Source organism: Streptomyces sp. NPDC058758 (genome assembly GCF_042746075.1).
Classification (GTDB): domain Bacteria; phylum Actinomycetota; class Actinomycetes; order Streptomycetales; family Streptomycetaceae; genus Streptomyces.
This window is the reverse complement of record NZ_JBHYPS010000008.1, coordinates 164,172-182,819: the sequence shown is the minus strand read 5'-3', so window position 1 is coordinate 182,819 and position 18,648 is coordinate 164,172. Positions and strand designations below refer to the sequence as shown.

Annotated in this window: 11 protein-coding genes; 7 read left to right on the top strand and 4 right to left on the bottom strand. The window is 75.4% G+C overall.

All coding sequences use genetic code 11. The features are described 5' to 3' along the window. Nucleotides 1-85: 85 nt before the first annotated feature. The 3 genes from ACFW6A_RS13380 to ACFW6A_RS13370 all read left to right on the top strand — a co-directional run bounded on the left by ACFW6A_RS13380 (nt 86) and on the right by ACFW6A_RS13370 (nt 4,365). Nucleotides 86-1,513 carry a GAF domain-containing protein gene (locus ACFW6A_RS13380; protein WP_351849016.1) on the top strand — a complete coding sequence of 476 codons (1,428 nt, stop codon included), beginning with the start codon at nt 86-88 and terminating at the stop codon, nt 1,511-1,513. Between the two features lie 91 nt (nt 1,514-1,604). Beyond that, nucleotides 1,605-2,840 carry an MFS transporter gene (locus tag ACFW6A_RS13375; RefSeq protein ID WP_351849019.1) on the top strand — a complete coding sequence of 412 codons (1,236 nt, stop codon included), beginning with the start codon at nt 1,605-1,607 and terminating at the stop codon, nt 2,838-2,840. Nucleotides 2,841-2,898: 58 nt separating this feature from the next. Continuing rightward, nucleotides 2,899-4,365: an acyl-CoA synthetase gene (locus tag ACFW6A_RS13370; protein WP_351849021.1), complete on the top strand. Its 1,467-nt coding sequence runs from the start codon at nt 2,899-2,901 to the stop codon at nt 4,363-4,365. A gap of 48 nt (nt 4,366-4,413) precedes the next feature. On the opposite strand, the gene ACFW6A_RS13365 is transcribed toward ACFW6A_RS13370, so the two are convergent. The 4 genes from ACFW6A_RS13365 to ACFW6A_RS13350 form a co-directional block, all read right to left on the bottom strand. Next, the gene (locus ACFW6A_RS13365; RefSeq protein ID WP_351849025.1) at nt 4,414-8,103 is read right to left on the bottom strand and encodes a S8 family serine peptidase; all 3,690 of its coding nucleotides are present in this window, start codon (nt 8,101-8,103) and stop codon (nt 4,414-4,416) included. A 202-nt stretch (nt 8,104-8,305) separates the two neighbouring features. Further along, a complete protein-coding gene (locus ACFW6A_RS13360; RefSeq protein ID WP_351849027.1) occupies nt 8,306-9,583 on the bottom strand; it encodes an MFS transporter in 1,278 nt (425 codons plus the stop codon). After that, the gene (locus ACFW6A_RS13355; protein WP_351849029.1) at nt 9,580-10,038 is read right to left on the bottom strand and encodes a GNAT family N-acetyltransferase; all 459 of its coding nucleotides are present in this window, start codon (nt 10,036-10,038) and stop codon (nt 9,580-9,582) included. The genes ACFW6A_RS13360 and ACFW6A_RS13355 overlap by 4 nt, the downstream gene beginning before the upstream one ends. A gap of 78 nt (nt 10,039-10,116) precedes the next feature. Then, nucleotides 10,117-10,602: a MarR family transcriptional regulator gene (locus ACFW6A_RS13350; RefSeq protein ID WP_351849032.1), complete on the bottom strand. Its 486-nt coding sequence runs from the start codon at nt 10,600-10,602 to the stop codon at nt 10,117-10,119. Between the two features lie 139 nt (nt 10,603-10,741). On the opposite strand from ACFW6A_RS13350, the gene ACFW6A_RS13345 reads away from it, so the two are divergent. The 4 genes from ACFW6A_RS13345 to fxsT all read left to right on the top strand — a co-directional run bounded on the left by ACFW6A_RS13345 (nt 10,742) and on the right by fxsT (nt 18,636). Next, the gene (locus ACFW6A_RS13345; RefSeq protein ID WP_351849034.1) at nt 10,742-11,158 is read left to right on the top strand and encodes an organic hydroperoxide resistance protein; all 417 of its coding nucleotides are present in this window, start codon (nt 10,742-10,744) and stop codon (nt 11,156-11,158) included. Between the two features lie 292 nt (nt 11,159-11,450). Continuing rightward, the gene (locus ACFW6A_RS13340; RefSeq protein ID WP_351849037.1) at nt 11,451-12,998 is read left to right on the top strand and encodes a hypothetical protein; all 1,548 of its coding nucleotides are present in this window, start codon (nt 11,451-11,453) and stop codon (nt 12,996-12,998) included. Then, nucleotides 12,995-14,125 carry a MoxR family ATPase gene (locus tag ACFW6A_RS13335; RefSeq protein ID WP_351849039.1) on the top strand — a complete coding sequence of 377 codons (1,131 nt, stop codon included), beginning with the start codon at nt 12,995-12,997 and terminating at the stop codon, nt 14,123-14,125. The genes ACFW6A_RS13340 and ACFW6A_RS13335 overlap by 4 nt, the downstream gene beginning before the upstream one ends. Further along, nucleotides 14,125-18,636, top strand: coding sequence for an FxSxx-COOH system tetratricopeptide repeat protein (gene fxsT / locus ACFW6A_RS13330; protein WP_351849042.1), 4,512 nt, complete (start codon nt 14,125-14,127; stop codon nt 18,634-18,636). Before ACFW6A_RS13335 ends, fxsT begins: the two co-directional genes overlap by 1 nt. The last annotated feature ends 12 nt before the right edge of the window (nt 18,637-18,648 follow it).

Sequence of the window (18,648 nt, the reverse complement as noted above, 5' to 3'; positions counted from 1 at the left end):
AACCGTCCGAACGGCACCCCGGCCGAGCGGCGACCCGATGGAGCGACCCATCACGACATCACCCGATTCGTACGTGGATGAGACCATGGTGATCATGGCTGAGGACGAGGACGCGGAGCAGGAGCGGGCCCGCCTGCCCATGCTGCTCGAAGCCGTCCTCGGCGTCGGCACGGACCTCGAACTCCGCGCCACGCTCCAGCACCTCGTCGACGCGGCGACCGAACTGGTCGGCGCCCGCCGCGGGGCGCTGGGGGTCGTCGACCCCGAGCGCCCCCGGCTCACCGGGCTCTTCACCACCGGGATGACCGAGGAGGAGCGGGCCCGCGTCGGCCCGCTCCCCGACGGGGGCGCCGGCGGGCTCGACGTCCCGATCCGCGTGCACACCCAGATCTTCGGCAACCTCCACCTCGCCGGGAAGCCGGGCGGCTTCACCGAGGAGGACCTGGCCCTGCTGCGGGTCCTCGCGGCCCAGGCCGGCATCGCCATCGGCAACGCCCGGCTCTACGAGACGGCCCGGCAGCGCGAGCGGTGGATCGAGGGCGCGGCGGCCGTCACCACGGCGCTGCTCACCGGCGAGTCCGCCGAGGACGCCCTGATGACCGTGGCCGAGCAGGCCAGGATCCTCGCGGACGCGGCCGCCGGCGTGATCCTCCAGCCCACCCCCGAGGGCGGGATGGAGATCGTCACCGCCTCCACCACCGAGGACCCCGGCGAACTGGTCGGCACGACCATCCGGCCCGGCTCCGCCGTCCTGGTCCAGCTGCTCGGCGGGGAGCCGGTCTTCGTCGAGGACTCCTCCACCGACCCGCGGATGACCACGCCGGTCCGCTCGCGCTTCGGCCCCTCGATGATGCTGCCGCTGCGCAGCGGCGGGAAGCTGATCGGCACCCTGGCCCTCCCCCGCCGCCGGGGCGCCGCCCCCTACACGGCGGTGGACCGGCTGCTCGCCTCGCAGTTCGCCTCGCAGGCGGCGCTCGCGCTGGTCCTGGCGGACGCGCGGCACGACCGGGAGCGGCTCGCGGTCTTCGAGGACCGCGACCGGATCGCCCGCGACCTGCACGACCTCGTCGTGCAACGGCTGTTCGCCACCGAGATGATGCTGGAGTCGACCCGCCGCCGCGCCGGCGGCTCGTCCGGGGAGGACGAGCTGCTCGGGAAGGCGGTGGACGAACTGGACTCCACGATCCAGGAGGTGCGCACGGCGATCTTCGCCCTCCAGCAGCCGCCGGCCGAGGCGCCGGCGACCTTCCGGGGGCGGGTGCTGCGCGAGACCGGCGGGGCGGGGGCGCTGCTCGGCTTCCGGCCCTCGGTGCGCTTCACCGGCGCCGTGGACACGCTCGTGGAGGAGGCGGAGGGCCGGCGGCTGCTGGCCGCGCTGCGCGGTGCCCTCGCGGCGGCCCACCGGCGGCCCGGGATCGGGCGGATCTCGGTGGACGTCGGCGTCGGCGACGAGGGGGCCTGGCTGCGCGTCGAGGACGACGGCACCCCGCCGACGACGGTGACCTGGCCGTAGCCGCCGGCGGCGGTCGCGTACGGCACCGGCGGCTCCCCCGTACGGAGCAGCCCCGCGCGCCGGGCCCCCGCGACGGATCTTGACTGGGGGCGTGAACTCCGACGCCAAGCCTCCGACCGCCGCGGCCTACCGCAACCTGGTGACGGCCACCATCGGCTTCACGCTCACCTTCTGGGCGTGGGACCTGATCGCACCGCTCGGCAGCTGGTACGGCGAGCGGCTGGGCCTCAGTTCGTTCCAGCAGTCCTTCCTCGTGGCCGTGCCGGTGCTGGTCGGTTCGGTGGGCCGGATCCCGGCCGGCGCGCTGACCGACAAGTACGGCGCGAAGCTGATGTTCCCGCTCGTCTCCGCGCTGACGATCGTCCCCGTGCTGCTGCTGGTCGTGGTGAAGGACTCCTACGGCCTGATGATCGTGGTCGCCTTCCTCCTCGGTCTCGGCGGCACGACCTTCGCGATCGGCATCCCGCTGGTCAACTCCTGGTTCCCGCCGGAGAAGCGGGGCCTGGCGCTCGGCGTGTTCGGCATGGGCATGGGCGGCGTGGCGCTCTCCGGCTACTTCACGCCGCGGATCGCGAAGCACGGCGAGAACCTGCCGTTCGTCGTGGTGGCCGTCGCGCTCGCGGCGTATGCGGTGCTGGCCGCCTTCCTCATCACCGACCGCCCGGACCGCCCGGTGCCGGCCGCCTCGCTGGCGACCCGGCTGGGGTCGGCGGGGCGGCTGCGGGTGACGTGGGAGCTGTCGGCGCTGTACGCGATCGGCTTCGGCGGCATCGTCGCCTTCGGCGTCTACCTGCCGACGTACCTGAAGACCTGGTACGACCTCGACCCGACCGACGCGGGCACCAAGGCGGCCGGATTCGCCCTGGTCACCGTCGTCTTCCGGCCGATCGGCGGCTGGCTCTCCGACCGGGTCCACCCGGCGGTCGTCACCGCGTGGGCGCTCGGCGTCGTCGCCCTCCTCGCCGTCGTCCAGGCCTTCGACCCGAAGCTGGACCCGGGCGGCACGATCGCCCTGCTGGTCATGGCGGCCGGTCTCGGCACCGCGAGCGGTTCGGTCTTCGCGCTGGTCTCGCAGGTCACCCCGCAGGCCCAGGTGGGCTCCGTGACCGGCATCGTCGGCGCGATGGGCGGGCTGGGCGGCTTCGTCCCGCCGCTGGTGATGGGCGCGATCTACAGCGCCAAGGACTCGTACTCGATCGGCTTCATGCTCCTCTCCGACCTGGCGCTCGCGGGCTGCGTGTACGCGTACGGGCGGATGCGCGGGCTCCGGCCCGGCGGGGAGGAGCCGGCGGCCGGAGCGGCGAAGGTCACGGCCGGCACGCCCTGACGGAGCGGCAGAATCGTCCCGGCAGCACCCCTCGCCCCCGACCCGAGGAGTACGACCGGTGAGTGCGCTCTTCCCGCCGCTGTTCCCGGCCCTCGCGGCCCCGACCGACCGCCCCGCGCTGCGCTGCGGCCCGGACTCGCTCTCGTACGAGGAGCTGGCCCGGGCCGCCGGCGCGCTCGCCGCCCGGATCGCCGGGTCCCGGCGGGTGGCCGTGTGGGCCGTCCCGACCGCGCGGACGGCGGTCGCCGTGGTGGCGGCGCTGCTCGCCGGCGTCCCCGCCGTGCCGCTCAACCCGCGCGGCGGCGAGCGGGAGCTGGCGCACGTCCTCGGCGACAGCGCCCCGGACGCGGTGCTCGCGGGGCCCGGCGACGAGCTGCCGGCCGCGCTCGCCGGCCTCCCCCGGATCGACGTGGAAGCGGACGGACCGGCCGGGAGCCCGCCGCCGGCGGACGTGGACCCCGAGTCCACCGCCCTGGTCGTCTACACCTCCGGCACCACCGGTCCGCCGAAGGGCGTGCTGCTCTCCCGCCGGGCGGTCGCCGCCTCCCTCGACGCGCTCGCCGAGGCGTGGTCCTGGACGGCGGACGACGTCCTGGTGCACGGGCTGCCGCTCTTCCACGTGCACGGCCTGGTCCTGGGGATCCTGGGGCCGCTGCGGCGCGGCGGCGAGGTCCGGCACCTGGGCGCCTTCTCGGCGGAGGGGGTCGCCCGGGAGCTGGGGAGCGGCGGCACGATGCTGTTCGGCGTCCCCACCATGTACCACCGGCTCGCCGACGCCCTCCCCGGCGACCCGGCGCTGGTGAAGGCGCTGTCGGAGGCGCGGCTGCTGGTGTCGGGGTCGGCGGCGCTGCCGGTGCACGACCACGAGCGGATCGCGGCGGCGACGGGCCGGACGGTGGTGGAGCGGTACGGGATGAGCGAGACGCTGATGAACACGAGCGTGCGGCCGGGCGGCCCGCCGCGCCCCGGCACCGTGGGGACCCCGCTGCCGGGGGTGGAGGTGCGGCTCGTGGAGGAGGACGGCTCGGTGCTGGGCGCCTTCGACGGGGAGACGGTCGGCGAGGTGCAGGTGCGCGGCCCGAACCTCTTCTCCGGCTACCTGAACCGGCCGGAGGCGACGGCGGAGGCCTTCGACGGGGGCGTGGCCGGCGGCTGGTTCCGCACCGGGGACATGGCGGTCCGCGAGGGCGACGGAACGATCCGGCTGGTGGGCCGCAAGGCCACCGACCTGATCAAGAGCGGCGGCTACAAGATCGGGGCGGGCGAGATCGAGAACGCCCTGCTCGACCACCCGGGGGTGCGGGAGGCCGCCGTCACCGGGGAGCCCGATCCGGACCTGGGCGAGCGGATCGTGGCCTGGGTGGTGCCGGCCGACCCGGCGGACCCGCCGGCGGACGCGGAGCTGGCCGACCACGTGGCCCGGCTGCTCGCCCCGCACAAGCGGCCCCGCACGGTGCGGCTGCTCGACGCCCTCCCCCGCAACGACCTGGGGAAGGTGCTGAAGAAGCGGCTGACGCACGGCTGACGGCGAAGGGCCGGACCCCGGGGGTCCGGCCCTCCCCCGCTCAGCGGGTCACTTCACGCCGACCGCGTGGATCAGCTCCTGGGTGACGGAGCCGCCCCGGTCGTCGGTGGCGCCGGCCCGCAGCGAGACGGCCGCCGCGCCGGACGGGATCCGCAGCTCGCCGGTCCAGGCGGCGCCCTTCCCGGACTTCCGCAGCGTCACCCCGCGCCAGGTGGCGCCGTCGTCGTAGGAGACCTCCAGGCGGCCGGCGGTGAGGGTGCCGGTGCCGGCGGCGCCCTTCACGTACTCGGCGGAGACGCCGACCGGGATCCGGGAGCCGGCACGGACGTTCCCGTACAGGTCGGTGTCGAGGTCGATGCCGAGGTTGAGCATCGGCAGGAAGGTGTACCGGTCGTCCGGGGTCTCGGCGGAGCGGACGGTCCACTCGGCGCGGCCCTTGGCGCCGAGCCGCCAGCGGGCCGGGTCGAGGGTGGTCTCGGTGACGACCTTGTAGGTGGCCTCCCGGGCGGGCGCGTCCCAGAGGTTGAAGCCGGAGCTCGTCCTGCGGCCCTTCGAGACGCCGTCCACGAACACCTCGGTGTACTGGGTCATGGTGTCGTCGCCCCACACGTCGCCGAAGCCGGTGTGGTCGGTGCCGGAGTCGCCCCAGCCGGGCGTGTTGAAGCGCAGGTCGTTGCCCCGCCGCTCCTGGCCCCAGCCGAGGCCGGTGCCGAGCCAGGGGTGCCAGGCGGGGCCGAACCAGTCGAGGCGGACGGTGGAGCCGCCGCGGTAGACGGAGCGGCCGCCGCGCTGCTCCAGGGAGGTGCCGAGGTCGACGGACTCGTGCCACTGCTGGCCGGTGCCGGTGGAGACGTACTCGGTGCGCTCGGCCGGGAAGCCGATCCACTCCTTGAAGCCGACGCCGGTCCGGAAGGCGTCGGTGAGGGAGTAGCGGAACTCCCCGCCCAGCTCCTCGCGTCCGGTGGGGGCGCGGAAGGTGGAGCGGACGGTGGCCAGGTCCCGGTCGCCGGGGCGGTACACCAGGTCGGTGCCGATGCTGCCGGGGTGGCCCTCGGAGAGGTCGTAGACGTACGGGGTGAAGCGGGTGCCGGTGAGGTCGATCCGCTCGCCGCGGGCGGCGCCGGCGGCGATCCGGGCGGCGTCGGCGCGGCCGACGGTGGCGACGGCGAGCGGCCGGTCCTGGTAGTCGGCGGTGCCGAACCACTTCATCAGCCGGCCGGCGGCGTCGTCGGTGACGACCAGGGCCCGGGCGCCGGCGTCCTGGGCGGTCTGGGCGACCTCGGCCGGGTCGGCGCCGGGGGCGAGGCGGACGAGGACGGCCTTGCCGGTGACGTCCTCGCCGGTGTACTCGGCGGGGGTGCCGGTGCCCGCGTCGACGAGGCCGAGGCGGTGGCGGTCTTCGAGGAGGGCGGTGCCGCTCTGCGGGCGCAGGTCGGAGAGGCGGACGCCGCCGACGCTCGCCTCCAGGACGGGCTTGCCGAGCCGCCAGACGGTCCGGTACTCGAAGGAGCCGTTCGCGACGGGCGCGGTGGGCGCGGCGAAGAGCGAGTCGTAGGCCGGCGGGACCTGCACGATGTCGGTGTAGGAGACGCCGTTCGCCTTGCGGTCGTACTCCATGACCAGCTGGCGGGTCTCGGTGCGCCTGCCGACCTCGGCGCGTATCTCGCGCAGCTGCCGGCCGTCGAGGGTGATCTCGCGGTCGCGGTCGAGGACGACCTCGGGGGCGGCCATGAAGCCGAGGCCGAGGGAGTCGGCGCCCTTGGCGCCGCGCACGTCGAGGAAGGTGTCGACGGTGTACGTGCCGGGCCGGAGGCGCAGTTCGACGGTGCCGGAGTCGCCGACGGAGGCCGGGAAGGGGTCCTCGCCGGGGGCGAGGTTCCGCAGGCCGAGGCCGGCGGCGGCGGGGGCGCCGTCGCGGTCCTTGACGTGGACCGTGAGGGTGTAGCGCTCCTCCTCCTTGACCAGGCCGAGGGCGGTGTGGGCGACCGGGACGCCGCCGGCGGTGGCGGTGATCCGGCCGGAGCTGGTGCCGACCGGGGCGGCGGTGCCGTCGCCGGTGACGGTGGTGGACGCGGTGCCGCGGGCCGGGACGGTGAGGGTGGTGTCGGCGAGGGCGGTGGTGCCGGCGGGCATGCCCTCGACGGCGAGGGCCAGCTCGACGGGGGCGTCGGAGGAGTTGGTGTAGGTGACGGTCCTGGTGACCGGCGCGTTGTCCTCGTACGGCCAGGAGAAGAAGCCGAGGTCGGCGGAGCCGGTGGCGGTGACGTCCGCGGCGATGGCGGCGGCGACGTCGACGCGGCCCGCGCCGAGGTCGTACGCGGAGGCGGTCAGCGCCTTCGAGCTGGACATGAGGGCGTTCTTGAGCTGGGCGCCGGTCCAGTCGGGGTGCTTCTCGGCGAGCAGGGCGGCGACTCCGGCGACGTGCGGGGTCGCCATGGAGGTGCCGTTCATCGAGGTGTAGAGGCCGGTGCCCGCGGTGAGCTGGGAGCGGGCGGCGAGGATGCCGACGCCGGGCGCGGAGACGTCCGGCTTGAGGGCCTGGTCGCGGTAGCGGGGGCCCTTGCTCGTGAAGTAGGCGGCCTCGTCGGCGGAGTCGACGGCGCCGACGGTGAGCGCGGAGTCGGCGGCGCCGGGCGAGCCGATGCTGCCGGGGGCGCCGGAGTTGCCGGCGGCGATGACGAAGAGGGCACCGGTCTCGGCCGAGAGGGTGTTCACCGCCTGGGCCATCGGATCGGTGCCGTCGCTGCCCTCCGGGGAGCCGAGGCTCATCGAGACGATCTTCGCGTCGACGTCCTTGGCGGCCCACTCCATGCCGGCGATGATCTCCGACTCGCTGCCGTAGCCCTCGTCGCTGAGGACCTTGCCGACGGCCAGGGTGGCGCCGGGGGCGACGCCCCTCTCCCTGCCGTCGGAGCCGGCGCCGCTGCCGCCGACGGTGGAGGCGACGTGGGTGCCGTGGCCGTTGCGGTCGGCGACCTCCTGGCCGGCGATGAAGGACTTCGACTCGCTGACGCGGCCGGCGAGGTCGGGGTGGGAGGCGTCGACGCCGGTGTCGAGGACGGCGACCTTGACGCCCTTGCCGGTGAGCCCGGCCTCCCAGGCCTTCGGGGTGCCGATCTGGGCGTTGGAGTCGGCCATGGCGGCCTTCACCCGGGCGTCGAGCCACACCTTGGCGGGTGCGGGGGCGGCGGCCCGGGCGGTGGCCTTGCCGGTGAAGGAGGCCCAGAAGGCGGCCGGGTCGGTCGCGGTGACGGCGGCGCCGCCGACGCTGGGCAGGGCGCGGACGGTCTCGGTGCCGCGCGGGGCGGCGCCGGGCGCGGTCCGGGCGTTCCTCCCGCCGTACGTGACGATCAGCGGGAGCTCCCCGGTGACGCCCTGCTCGACGAGGCCGGTGACGTCGAAGAGGCGCGGGTCGAGGGCGCCGGAGTCGAGGAAGCGGCGGGCCTCGTCGGGGACGACGGTGATCCGGCCGTCGGCGACCTGGGTGCGGACGGCCCCGGTGGCGCCCTTCGCCCGGTCGACGGTGACGGTCTGCCGGCCGTCGCCGAGCCCGGTCAGGGTGACCCGGTCGCCGGTGACGAGGGTGACGGTGGCGGACGCGGCCGGGCCCCTGAAGGTGTCGGGCACGGCGGCGGCCGTGGCGCCCGGCGCGGCCGCGGTCTGCCCGGCCGAGAGCATCACGAGGGAGAGGCCGGCGGCGATCAGCCCGGCCCTTCCTCTGGTCGACGGTGCGGTCATGGAACGACTCCTCGCGGACCCGGGGTTCGGGGGTGGTGGTTCCGGATCCGCGAGGAGTCTGGTCGCTGGAAGGGGAGTTGACGCCCGCCCCGCCTGGCGGCTATCTGCCGTGGCGGCCACCCGCCAGGAGGGCGAAGACGGTTCAGGACGGGAGAGTCCGGGACGCTCCGGAAGCGCTTCCCCGCGCCCGCGGGCTCGGCGGCTAGGGCTGCGGGTCGTGGGCGTCGTAGCGGCGGAAGCCGCGGGCGTACAGCGCGAACACCCCGACGGCGAGGACGCAGAGGAGTCCGCCGCCGGTGATGGCGACCCCCGGCGAGCTGAGGTCGGCGACGGAGCCGGCCACGAAGTCGCCCAGCCGGGGCCCGCCCGCGACGACCACGATGAAGACGCCCTGGAGCCGGCCGCGCATCTCGTCGGGGGCGGCGACCTGCATCATCGTGTTGCGGAAGATCATCGACGAGGTGTCGGCGTACCCGGCGGCGGCGAGGCAGAGCAGCCCGACCCAGAGGTTGCGGCTGAGGCCGAAGGCGGCGATCGCCAGGCCCCAGGCCGCGACGGAGACGAGGATGGCCTGCCCGTGGTGACGGATCCGGCCCTGCCAGCCGGAGACCACCCCGCCGAGCAGCGCGCCGAACGCGGGCGCGGCGACGAGGAGTCCGGTGGTCTTCGCGTCGCCGCCGAACCAGAGGACGGCGACGGCCGGGAAGAGCGCCTTGGGCTGGGCGAGGATCATCGCGAAGAGGTCGGAGACGAAGGTCGCGCGCAGGTTGGGCCGGGTGCCGAGGAAGCGCAGCCCGTCGAGGACGGAGGCCCTCTTGGTCCCCGTGCGCTCCGGCGGCATGGAGGGCAGCCGCCACATCGCGTACAGGCTCGCGGAGAAGGCGAGGGCGTCGATGGTGTAGGCGGTCTGGTAGCCGGCGAAGCCCACGATCACGCCGCCGAGGCTGGGGCCGGCGAGGGTGCCGAAGGTCATCACCATGGAGTTGAGCGCGTTGGCGGCGCGCAGCTGCTCCGGCGGGATGAGGCGGGGGATCATCGCGCTGCGGGCGGGCGAGTTGAGGGCGCCGCAGACGGCCTGGAGGGCGACGATCGCGTAGAGGAACCAGACGCGGTGGAAGCCCGCGAAGGCGGCCGCGGCGAGGGCGGCGGAGAGGACGGCGGCGCCGGTGGCGCCGACGAGTCCGAGGGCGCGCCGGTCGACGGTGTCGGCGATCGCCCCGCCGTAGAGGCCGAAGACGACGAGCGGGACGAGGGAGAAGAGGCCGACGAGGCCGACCGAGAAGGCCGAGCCGGTGATGTCGTACACCTGGAGGGAGATCGCCAGGGCGGTCATGCCCTGGCCGACCCAGGAGACGGTGCTGCCGAACCAGAGGCGGCGGTAGTCGGCGGAGGTGCGCAGCGGGGTGAGGTCGGCGAAGATCCGCCGCTTCTCTTCCTCCCGGGGCTCCCGGGGCTCCCGCGGCGACTCGACGGCGCTCACGCGGCGGCCGCGGCGAGGTCGTAGCTCAGCTCGGGGCGGTCCCAGTGGATGCGGCCGGCGGCGGCGACGGTGCCGGTGCGGCGGGCACCCGTGCGCAGGTAGAACTCCTCGGCGGGCGGGTGGGCGACGACCCGGACGGCGGCGAGTCCGGCGGCGCGGGCCTCGCCGGTCATGTGCTCCATCAGCAGGCGTCCGATGCCGAGCCCCTGGGCGCCGTCGGCGACGAAGGCGAGGTCGAGCTCGGCCTCGTCGAGCAGCAGCGCGTAGAAGCCGAGGACGCGGCCGTCGCCGTCGACGGCCGCGTGGACCGGGTGGTGCTCGATGTAGGCACCGCCGACCTGGTAGCCGTCGACCATGACGGCGTACGGCCCCCGGTAGGCGGAGGAGCCCCGGACGAGCCGGGTCAGCCGTCTGGAGTCGGCGGCGGTGGCGCGGCGGATGGTGATCTCGGACATGGGCGAAGTATAGGAGCGGCTTCGTTGACCGGCCCTTACATTTCCGGAGGGCCACTCTCCGTGAGGGCCCGGTGGCGGTCAGCCGCAGGCGGGACGCAGGGCGTCGGGGTCGATGCCGTCGAGCCGGGCGGAGAGGGCGCCGAGGCGCTCGCGCAGGTCGGCGATCTCGGCGAGGTCGAGCCCGGTGGCGGCGGCGATCCGGCGGGGCACGCCGAGGGCCCGCTCGCGCAGGGCGGCGCCCTCGCCGGTGACCCGGGCGGTGACGGACCGCTCGTCCTCCGCGCTGCGCCTGCGCTCCACGTATCCGGCCGCTTCCAGGCGCTTGAGCAGCGGCGACAGGGTGCCGGAGTCGAGCCGCAGCCGCTCCCCGATCCCCTTCACGGGCAGTTCGCCGTGCTCCCACAGGACGAGCATGACGAGGTACTGGGGGTAGGTGAGCCCGAGCTCCTTGAGCGCCTCGCGGTAGACGCCGTTGAAGGCGCGGGCGGCGGCGTGGAGCGAGAAGCAGATCTGCCGGTCGAGCCGGAGGAACTCCTCGTCGGGGAGGGTGTCGAGCGCGTCCATGGAACCAGGATACAAGGGACACTCGCGCGCCATTGAGTTGTGCGCAACTGAATAGTGCGCTATCAATGAACCCGGAGAGGCGCGGACCGCACCTCCGGCACCCTCCCCCGCCCCGCACTCCCCTCAGGGAAGGACCCCCATGGACGCCATCTACACCGCCGTCGCCACCGCCAACGGCCGCGAGGGCCGCGCCGTCAGCTCCGACGGCCGGATCGACCTCCCCCTCGCCCACCCCCAGGCCCTCGGCGGCAACGGCCAGGGCACCAACCCCGAGCAGCTCTTCGCCGCCGGCTACGCGGCCTGCTTCGCCAGCGCCATGGGCGTCGTCGCCCGCCAGGAGAAGATCGACGTCTCCGAGGCCTCCGTCACCGCCGAGGTCTCCATCGGCAAGGACGCCGCCGACGGCGGCTTCGGACTCGCCGTCGTCATGCGCGCCGAGTTCCCCGACCACCTCCAGGGCGAGGCCGGCCGCGCCCTCCTGGAGAAGACCCACGCCTTCTGCCCCTACTCCAAGGCCACCCGCGGCAACATCACGGTCGACCTCGTCGTCGAGTAGCCCCCCGGCCCCCCGCCCGGCTCCCCGTCCGGCCCCCCGCCCGCCCCCGTTCGGCCATCCCTCCGGTCATCCGCCCGGATCCGGCCGGTCCGGCCCCCCGCCCGCCCGTCCGACGGCCCGACGCCCCGGCGGCCGGACCGGGCGGGCCCCCGGCGGCCGGACCGGCCGAATCCGGGGGAGGAACCCGTCGAACAGGGTGGCGACGCCTCCTGAGCTCGCCCTACCCTGGACGGCAGGGCGACGGCGCCCGTACTGCCCATGCGCGATCGGGAGTTGGGGAAACACCGGAGCCGTGACGGGGGGGCTTTTGTACGACGAGGGCCACGGCGCTCACGCGTCGGATCTCACGCACGAACTCGTCGATCAGCTGTGCGCGGTGCCGGGTCTGGAGACCACGGACGGCCGCGGCCTCCTCATCGACACCCTGGCGGACCGGTTACCCGAGGCCGCCAACATCCCGCGCCACAACCGGCTCAGGCCGGGCGTCCTGGAGATCGTCCGGTTCTGCCGGCGCGAACCGGGCGGCCTGCGCGAACTGGCCGCGGCCCTCGCCCTGTACGACCCCGGCTCCGGCCCCGCCCTCCGGGTCCGCGGCCTGATCGCCGGCGCCCCGCCGGCGGCGGTGCTCCCCGCCCTGCCCGACTCCGAGAGCCTCGTCGTCACCGGCCTGCTCGACCGCGTCCGCCACCTCGACGCGCACGGCCTGCTGTACGCCGTCGCGGACGGGCTCCCGCTGCCCCTGCACCCCGTCGCGACCCTCGGCGAGGCCTTCGCCTTCCTCGCCCGGGCCAACACCCGCCCCGACGGACTGCTCCCCACCATGGTCCTGGTCGAGCACGTGGCCGCCGGACTCGACGGCCGCGGCCCTGCCGACGCGCAGACCGCCGCCGCCCTGCGCGAATGGAACGACGTCCAGGCGAAGAAGCTCGAACGGCGCCGGGCCCTGGAGGCCGTACGGACCGCGCTCGCCGAGGAGTCCCCGGCACAACCCGCGCCCGCCTGCCTCGTTGTCCAGTTGTGCAGAAGCGGAATGCACCCGGACCGGTACCTGCTGTCCCACTGGCGGCAGATGCGGCCGGGCCCCTGGCGCCCGGAGCGCGGCGAGGACCGGCTGGTCACCCTCGACGAGGTGCCCGCCGCCGTGGAGCGGCTGCTCCGGCGGGCCGAACGGGACTGGGCCCGCCGGCCCGGACGGCCCGTCCTCGAGTTCGTGCTCCCCGTCAACCTGCTGAACGAACCGATGGAGTGGTTCCCGGTCGCCTTCCGGCCCGCCGCCGCCACCGCCCTCTGCCTGACCTACCCCGTCGTCCTGCGCAGCCTGGAGCGGATGCGGGCCACGGAGTTCCACCGGCGCTGGCACAACCGCTGGCAGCAGGCGCTGGACAGCCCCGACACCGCCTGCCACTGGGACACGGCGGGCAGCAGGGGCCACGACCGCGAGCGGTGGACCAGCACCCTCGCCGCCGACGAGCGCCTCGTCTCCGTCGCCCTCAGCTCCCCGCCGCTGCCGGAGGACCGGGACGGCAGCCAGGCCTCCCTGATCGACGCCCTGTACGCGGGAGTTCCGATGGCCGTCTGGGACCGGCGGTCCACGGCCTCCGCCGACTTCCGCAAGCGGGCCAGGCGCCTGCTGACCGGCAAGCCCATCGAACTGCCGCAGCGCGTGCACCAGTTGCGCAAGGACGCGGCCACCGCCGCCGCCGGGAAGCGGGACGCCCACGTGGGACGGCACCTCGCCGTCCTCTTCGACGACCCCAACCGGCTCGTGGACTGGTCCGGTGCGCCCGGACCGGACCCCGGGAGCGCCCGCGGCGGACACCACGAGGAGGGGGAGACATGAGCGGTGTCCACCACCCGGTCGAGAACGGCCGGAACACCGGACCCGTCACCAGCCGCAGCTGGTGGATCTACCGGGGCACCGGGCAGCCGCTGACCGACATCCGGCTCGGCGACGTGCTGCCGAAGCCGCCCGGCTGGCGGACCTTCGACGGCGGGCCCGTCCTGCCCCCGGTCCCGGCGGCCAGCGCCGAGACCGACCGCCGGCTCGGCCGCGCGGGCCGCGCCACCCCGCGTCAGGACGCGCACGACATCGACCTGATCAACACCGCGCTGCTGCTCCGCCGCCCGCTCCTGGTGACCGGCCGCCCCGGCATCGGCAAGTCCACCCTGGCCTACCTGGTCGCCCGCGAACTGGGCCTCGGACGGGTCCTGCACTGGGGCATCACCTCGCGCAGCACCCTGCGCTCCGGCCTGTACGAGTACGACGCCATCGGCCGCGCCCAGGCCTCGCTGGGACACCTCCGCCCGCCCGGCGTCCCCGCCCCCTCCGCCGAGGCGCAGGCCGGGACGGCCGGCGCCCCCGGCCCCGCCGCCGCGCCCGAACCCGCCGCGCGGATCGGCGACTTCGTGCGGCTCGGCCCGCTCGGCACGGCCCTGCTGCCCTACGAGCTGCCGCGCGTGCTGCTCATCGACGAGCTGGACAAGAGCGACATCGACCTGCCCAACGACCTCCTCCACGTCCTCGACAACGGCACGTACGCGATCCCCGAACTGGTCCGCGCCCGCCGCCGGGAGCCGGTCTCCCACGTGCACACCGACGACCCCGAGGGCACCGTCCCCGTGGTGGACGGCCAGGTCCGCTGCCGGGCCTTCCCCTTCATCGTCATCACCAGCAACGGCGAGCGGCAGTTCCCGCCCGCCTTCCTCCGCCGCTGCGTCCGGCTCGACGTCTCGCCGCCCCGCGAGGACCAGCTGGCCGCCATGATCGCGGCCCACTTCCAGGACCAGGGAGGACGCCACGACGCGCTCGTCCGGGAGTTCCTGGAGCGCAGCAGGGACCACGGCGGACTCGCCGCCGACCAGCTGCTCAACGCCGTCTACCTGCGGTCGGCCGGCGTCCGGGGCGACGACAAGGCCTGGGACGAGCTGCTGGACGCCCTCTGGCGACGCCTGTCGGGGGCACCCTGATGGACGACGACGACACCCGCTCGCTCCCCGAGCCCTTCGAGGTGGCGGAGGCGCTGTGGCTGCACGCCTACCAGACCCTCGCCGCCCCGCTCGCCCCGTCCACCGAACCCCCGCAGACCCGGCCGAAGACCCCGCCCGAGCTGAGCGACCCGGCTCCGCGCGCCGAGGAGACCGAGGAGGGCGACCGCCCCCGCCGCCCGCACCCCGGCCCGGGCGGCGACCCGGCCCTCCACCGGCCGGGACCACAGGGGCCACCGGGTCCGCCGGGCACGTCCCCGCCGGACTCCGCCGGACGGCTGCCCCCCTCGGCCCTCGCCGCGGCCCTCGACGGCGGCCCCCTCGGCGCCCGGGCGGCGGCCGAACCGCTGCCCGACCTGCGCGACGCACCGGGCATCGGCCGCCGGCTGCGGCCGCTGAGACAGGTGGTGCCGTCCCCGACCGAGGTCGAACTGGACGAGGAGGCCACCGTCGAACGCGCCGCCGAGGACGGCCTGTGGCTGCCCCGCACCCGGCCGGTCGGCGAGCGCCGCTTCGACCTGGTGCTGGTGGTGGACGACCACGCGACCATGGCGATCTGGGAGCAGACGGTCGCCGAGTTCACCGCCGTGGCCGAACAGCTGGGCGCCTTCCGGGACGTCCGGGTCCGCCGCCTCGGCCTGCGCGGGACCCCGGACGGCGGCGAGGCCGTGCTCCGCGGCCCGCTCCCGGACCGGGGCGCCGACGCGGACCCCGCCGAACTCGTGGACCGCACCGGCCGCCGGATCGTCCTCGTCCTCACCGACGCCCTCGGCCCGCTGTGGCGGACCGGCGCCGGCCAGGCGGCGCTGGAGCTGTGGGCGGCGGCCGGGCCCACCGCCGTCGTCCACCTCCTCTCCCAGCGGGACTGGCACCGCACCGCCCTCACCCCCTGGCGGGTACGGGTCCACAGCCCGCGCCCCGCCGCCCGCAACAGCGAACTGGCCGTGCGCTTCCCGCCCGAGGAGCGCGACCCCTTCGACCCGCCGCCCGCCACCTGGCGGGTCCCGGTCCCCGTCCTCGAACTGAACGCCGACTGGCTGGGCCGCTGGGCCTCGCTCGTGGCCGGGGACACCACCGGCTGGATCCCGGCCTCCGTCCTGCTGCTCGGCTCGCCCGCGCGGACCGCGCCGGAGCCCGCCGAACCGCCCGCCGCCGCCCCCGCGCCGACCGTGCAGGAGCGCCTCCGCCGCTTCCGCAGCCACGCCACGCCCACCGCCTTCCGCCTGGCGACCCATCTGGCCGCCGCCGTCCTCGACCCGCTGCTGGTCCGGGACGTGCGGCGGCGGCTGGTGCCCGAGGCCCAACCGGTGCACGTGGCCGAGCTGTTCCTCAGCGGGCTCGTCGAGGAGCCGCCGCGGGCCGAACCGGCCGAGCCGGCCGTCCCTGCGGCGCTCGACTTCGTCGCCGGGGCCCGCGAGGCGCTCCTGGCCGGCGCCATGCGCACGGACACCGCGCGGGTGGCCCGCTCGGTGGCCGACTTCTTCGGCGACCGCTCCGAGGCGGCGCGGCGGCTGGGCGGCGCCCTGCTCACCCCCGACGCGACGCCCGTCCCCGACCTGACGGCCGAGAGCATGCCCTTCGTCCGCGTCGAACTGGCCGTGCTGCGGGCCCTGTCCGGCCCCTACCTCCACCGGGCCAACCGGATCAGCGCCGCCCTGGAGCGCGATGCCGCGGGAGTGTCCGTCGCGGAGGGCGCTTCCCCTTTGGTCCAGAATGCCCCCGACACCCCCGTAGATCCCGACATGGACGGCCCATCGATGACCGACATCGCCAGTCAGCACCCGACCGAGGACGCAGCGCCCGTGAACGGCTCCTCGGGCCGGCCGATCCCGGCACCGGCCTCCGACGGACAGCAGGGCGGTGACGCCCCCGCCCCGGGCGCCGCCGCCGGCCCCGTCCCGGGCGTCCCGCCGACCGCCACCCCGGCCGGCGGCACCCCGGTGCCCGGGGCCGGCGGCGTTCCCGGCCCGTCCTCGCCCCGCACGGGCCCGCAGCCGCGCGTCCCGGTCCCCGCCGTCTGGGGCAACGTCCCGCCCCACAACCCCAACTTCGTCGGCCGCGAGGACCTGCTCGCCCAGGTGCGCCACCAGCTGCTCACCGGCGACACCTCGGCGGTGCTGCCGCACGCGCTGCACGGCATGGGCGGCGTCGGGAAGTCGCAGATCGCCATCGAGTACGTCTACCGGTACGCGCGCGAGTACGACGTCGTCTGGTGGATCCCGTCCGAACAGCCCACGATGATCCTGACCGCGCTCACCGAACTCGCCCAGCGGATGGGCCTGAACGTGGGCAGCGAGGCCAACCAGGCCGTCCCCGCCGTCCGCGAGGCGCTGCGCCGCGGCACGCCGTACGAGCGCTGGCTGCTGGTCTTCGACAACGCCGAGAACGTCGAGGCGGTCCGCCCCTACTTCCCGACCGGCGGCACCGGAAAGATCCTCATCACCTCCCGGAACCAGGAGTGGGACCGGGTGGCCAGGACACTGTCCGTCGACATCTTCACGCGCGAGGAGAGCAAGGCGCTGCTCCGCCGGCGCGCCCGCGACCTGACCGACGACGACGCCGACCAGCTGGCCGAGGCCCTGGGCGACCTCCCGCTCGCCATCGAGCAGGCCGCCGCCTGGCAGGCCGTCACCGGCATGGCGGTCCCCGACTACCTGCGGCTGATCAACGACAAGATCGCCGAGCTGATGCGCGAGCTCGTGCCGTCGCCGGACTACCCGATGTCGGTCGCCGCGGCCTGGGACGTCTCGCTGCGCCAGCTCGAACAGCGCAACCCGGCCGCGCTCCAGCTCCTCCAGGTCTGCTCCTTCTTCGCCCCCGAGCCGATCTCCCGCACCCTCTTCAACAACTCGCGGTCCACCACCATCGCGCCCGAGCTGGACGAGGCGCTGCGCGACCCGATCCGCCTCAGCCGGGCCATCCGCGAGATCAACGTCTACGCCCTGGCCCGCATCGAGCACCGCCACAACACCATCCAGCTGCACCGGCTGGTGCAGGCCGTGCTGGTCAACCGCATGTCCCCGCAGCAGCAGGCGGACATGCGGCACGGCGCGCACCTGCTGCTCGCCGACGCCAACCCGAACAACCCGGCCTCGCGCCAGCTCTGGCCCCGCTACCAGGAGCTGCTGCCGCACGTGACGGGCTCGCGGGCGGTGGAGTGCGAGGACCCGTGGGTGCGCCGGCTGATCCTCGGCATGGTGGAGTTCCTCCACACCTGGGGCGACCACGCGGGCGCCGCGGCCATGGCGCGCGAGGCGCTGCGGGTCTGGACCGCGAAGTTCGGCGCCGAGGACCAGCAGACCCTCCAGATGGCGAAGTGGCTGGCCTTCGTGCTGCGCGCGCTCGGCGAGTACGAGGAGGCCGCGGCGATGATGCAGCGCACGGCCGACACGTACGTCCGCACGATGGGCGAGGACCACGAGGGGACGCTCGACGCCCTGATCCAGCTCACCAGCGGGCTGCGGCTGCGGGCCGAGATGGCCCGCGGCCTGGAGATCGACCGGTCGGTGTACGAACGCTCGCTGCGGGCCTTCGGCGAGGAGGACCCGGCCACCCTGCGCGCCGCCCACAACCTCGGCATCGGGCTGCGGCTGATGGGCCTGTACGAGGAGGCCCGCGCGTACGACACGGAGACCGCCCGGCTGCGCGCGCTCCACCTCGGCGAGAACCACGCCGCCACCCTGAACACGCTCAGCGGCCTGTCCATCGACATCCGCGAGACCGGCGACTACCTGGAGGCCGTGGTCCGGCAGGAGGACGTCCACGCCCGGCAGGCCGCCGCCTTCGGCGAGGACAACCCCACCACCCTCGGCTTCGCGCGCGTCCTCGCCGTGTGCCGCCGCCGCGCCGGCGACCACGAGGGGGCGCTCGCCCTGGCCGAGACGGTGTGGGCGAAGTTCGTCGACCGGTACGGCCCCGACCACCCGCACTCCGTCGCCTGCGCCGCCAACCTCGTCGTGGACCTGCGGCAGGACGGGCAGCTGGAGCGGTCCCGGGAGCTGGCGGAGGCGACCATCGGGCGGTACACGGCGAAGCTCGGCCCCGCCCACCCGTACACCCTGGCGGCCCGCGTCAACCTCGCCCTGACGCTCCGCCACCTCGGGGACCTGGAGGCCACCCGGGAGCAGCTGGACGCGGCGCTGCCGGGGCTGCGCGAGGCGCTGGGCGAGACGCACGTCCTCACCCTCACCGCGGCCGTCGGCACGGGCAGCCTGCTCGCCGCGGAGGAGCGGCACGAGGAGGCGCTGGAGCTGGACCTGCGCACCCTGGAGCAGCTGCGGAGCGTCCTCGGCCCGACCCACCCGACCACGCTCGCCTGCGCCACGAACGTGGTCCTGGACCTGCGGGCGCTGGACCGGGACGCCGAGGCGACGGCCCTGCACACCGAGACCCTGGCGCACTTCCGGTCGCGGCTCGGCGAGGACCACCCGGCGACGGTCGCCTCGGCGAGCGGCCGGCGCGCGGACGTGGACATCGCGCCGGTGCCGTTCTAGCTCCGGCCCTTC

What these genes read in the sequence shown, in the direction of transcription:
- ACFW6A_RS13380 (WP_351849016.1), top strand. Translation starts at nt 86, where the DNA reads ATGGTGATCATGGCTGAGGACGAGGACGCGGAGCAGGAGCGGGCCCGC.
- ACFW6A_RS13350 (WP_351849032.1), bottom strand. Translation starts at nt 10,602, where the DNA reads ATGGACGCGCTCGACACCCTCCCCGACGAGGAGTTCCTCCGGCTCGAC.
- ACFW6A_RS13345 (WP_351849034.1), top strand. Translation starts at nt 10,742, where the DNA reads ATGGACGCCATCTACACCGCCGTCGCCACCGCCAACGGCCGCGAGGGC.
- fxsT (WP_351849042.1), top strand. Translation starts at nt 14,125, where the DNA reads ATGGACGACGACGACACCCGCTCGCTCCCCGAGCCCTTCGAGGTGGCG.
- ACFW6A_RS13365 (WP_351849025.1), bottom strand. Translation starts at nt 8,103, where the DNA reads ATGACCGCACCGTCGACCAGAGGAAGGGCCGGGCTGATCGCCGCCGGC.
- ACFW6A_RS13355 (WP_351849029.1), bottom strand. Translation starts at nt 10,038, where the DNA reads ATGTCCGAGATCACCATCCGCCGCGCCACCGCCGCCGACTCCAGACGG.
- ACFW6A_RS13335 (WP_351849039.1), top strand. Translation starts at nt 12,995, where the DNA reads ATGAGCGGTGTCCACCACCCGGTCGAGAACGGCCGGAACACCGGACCC.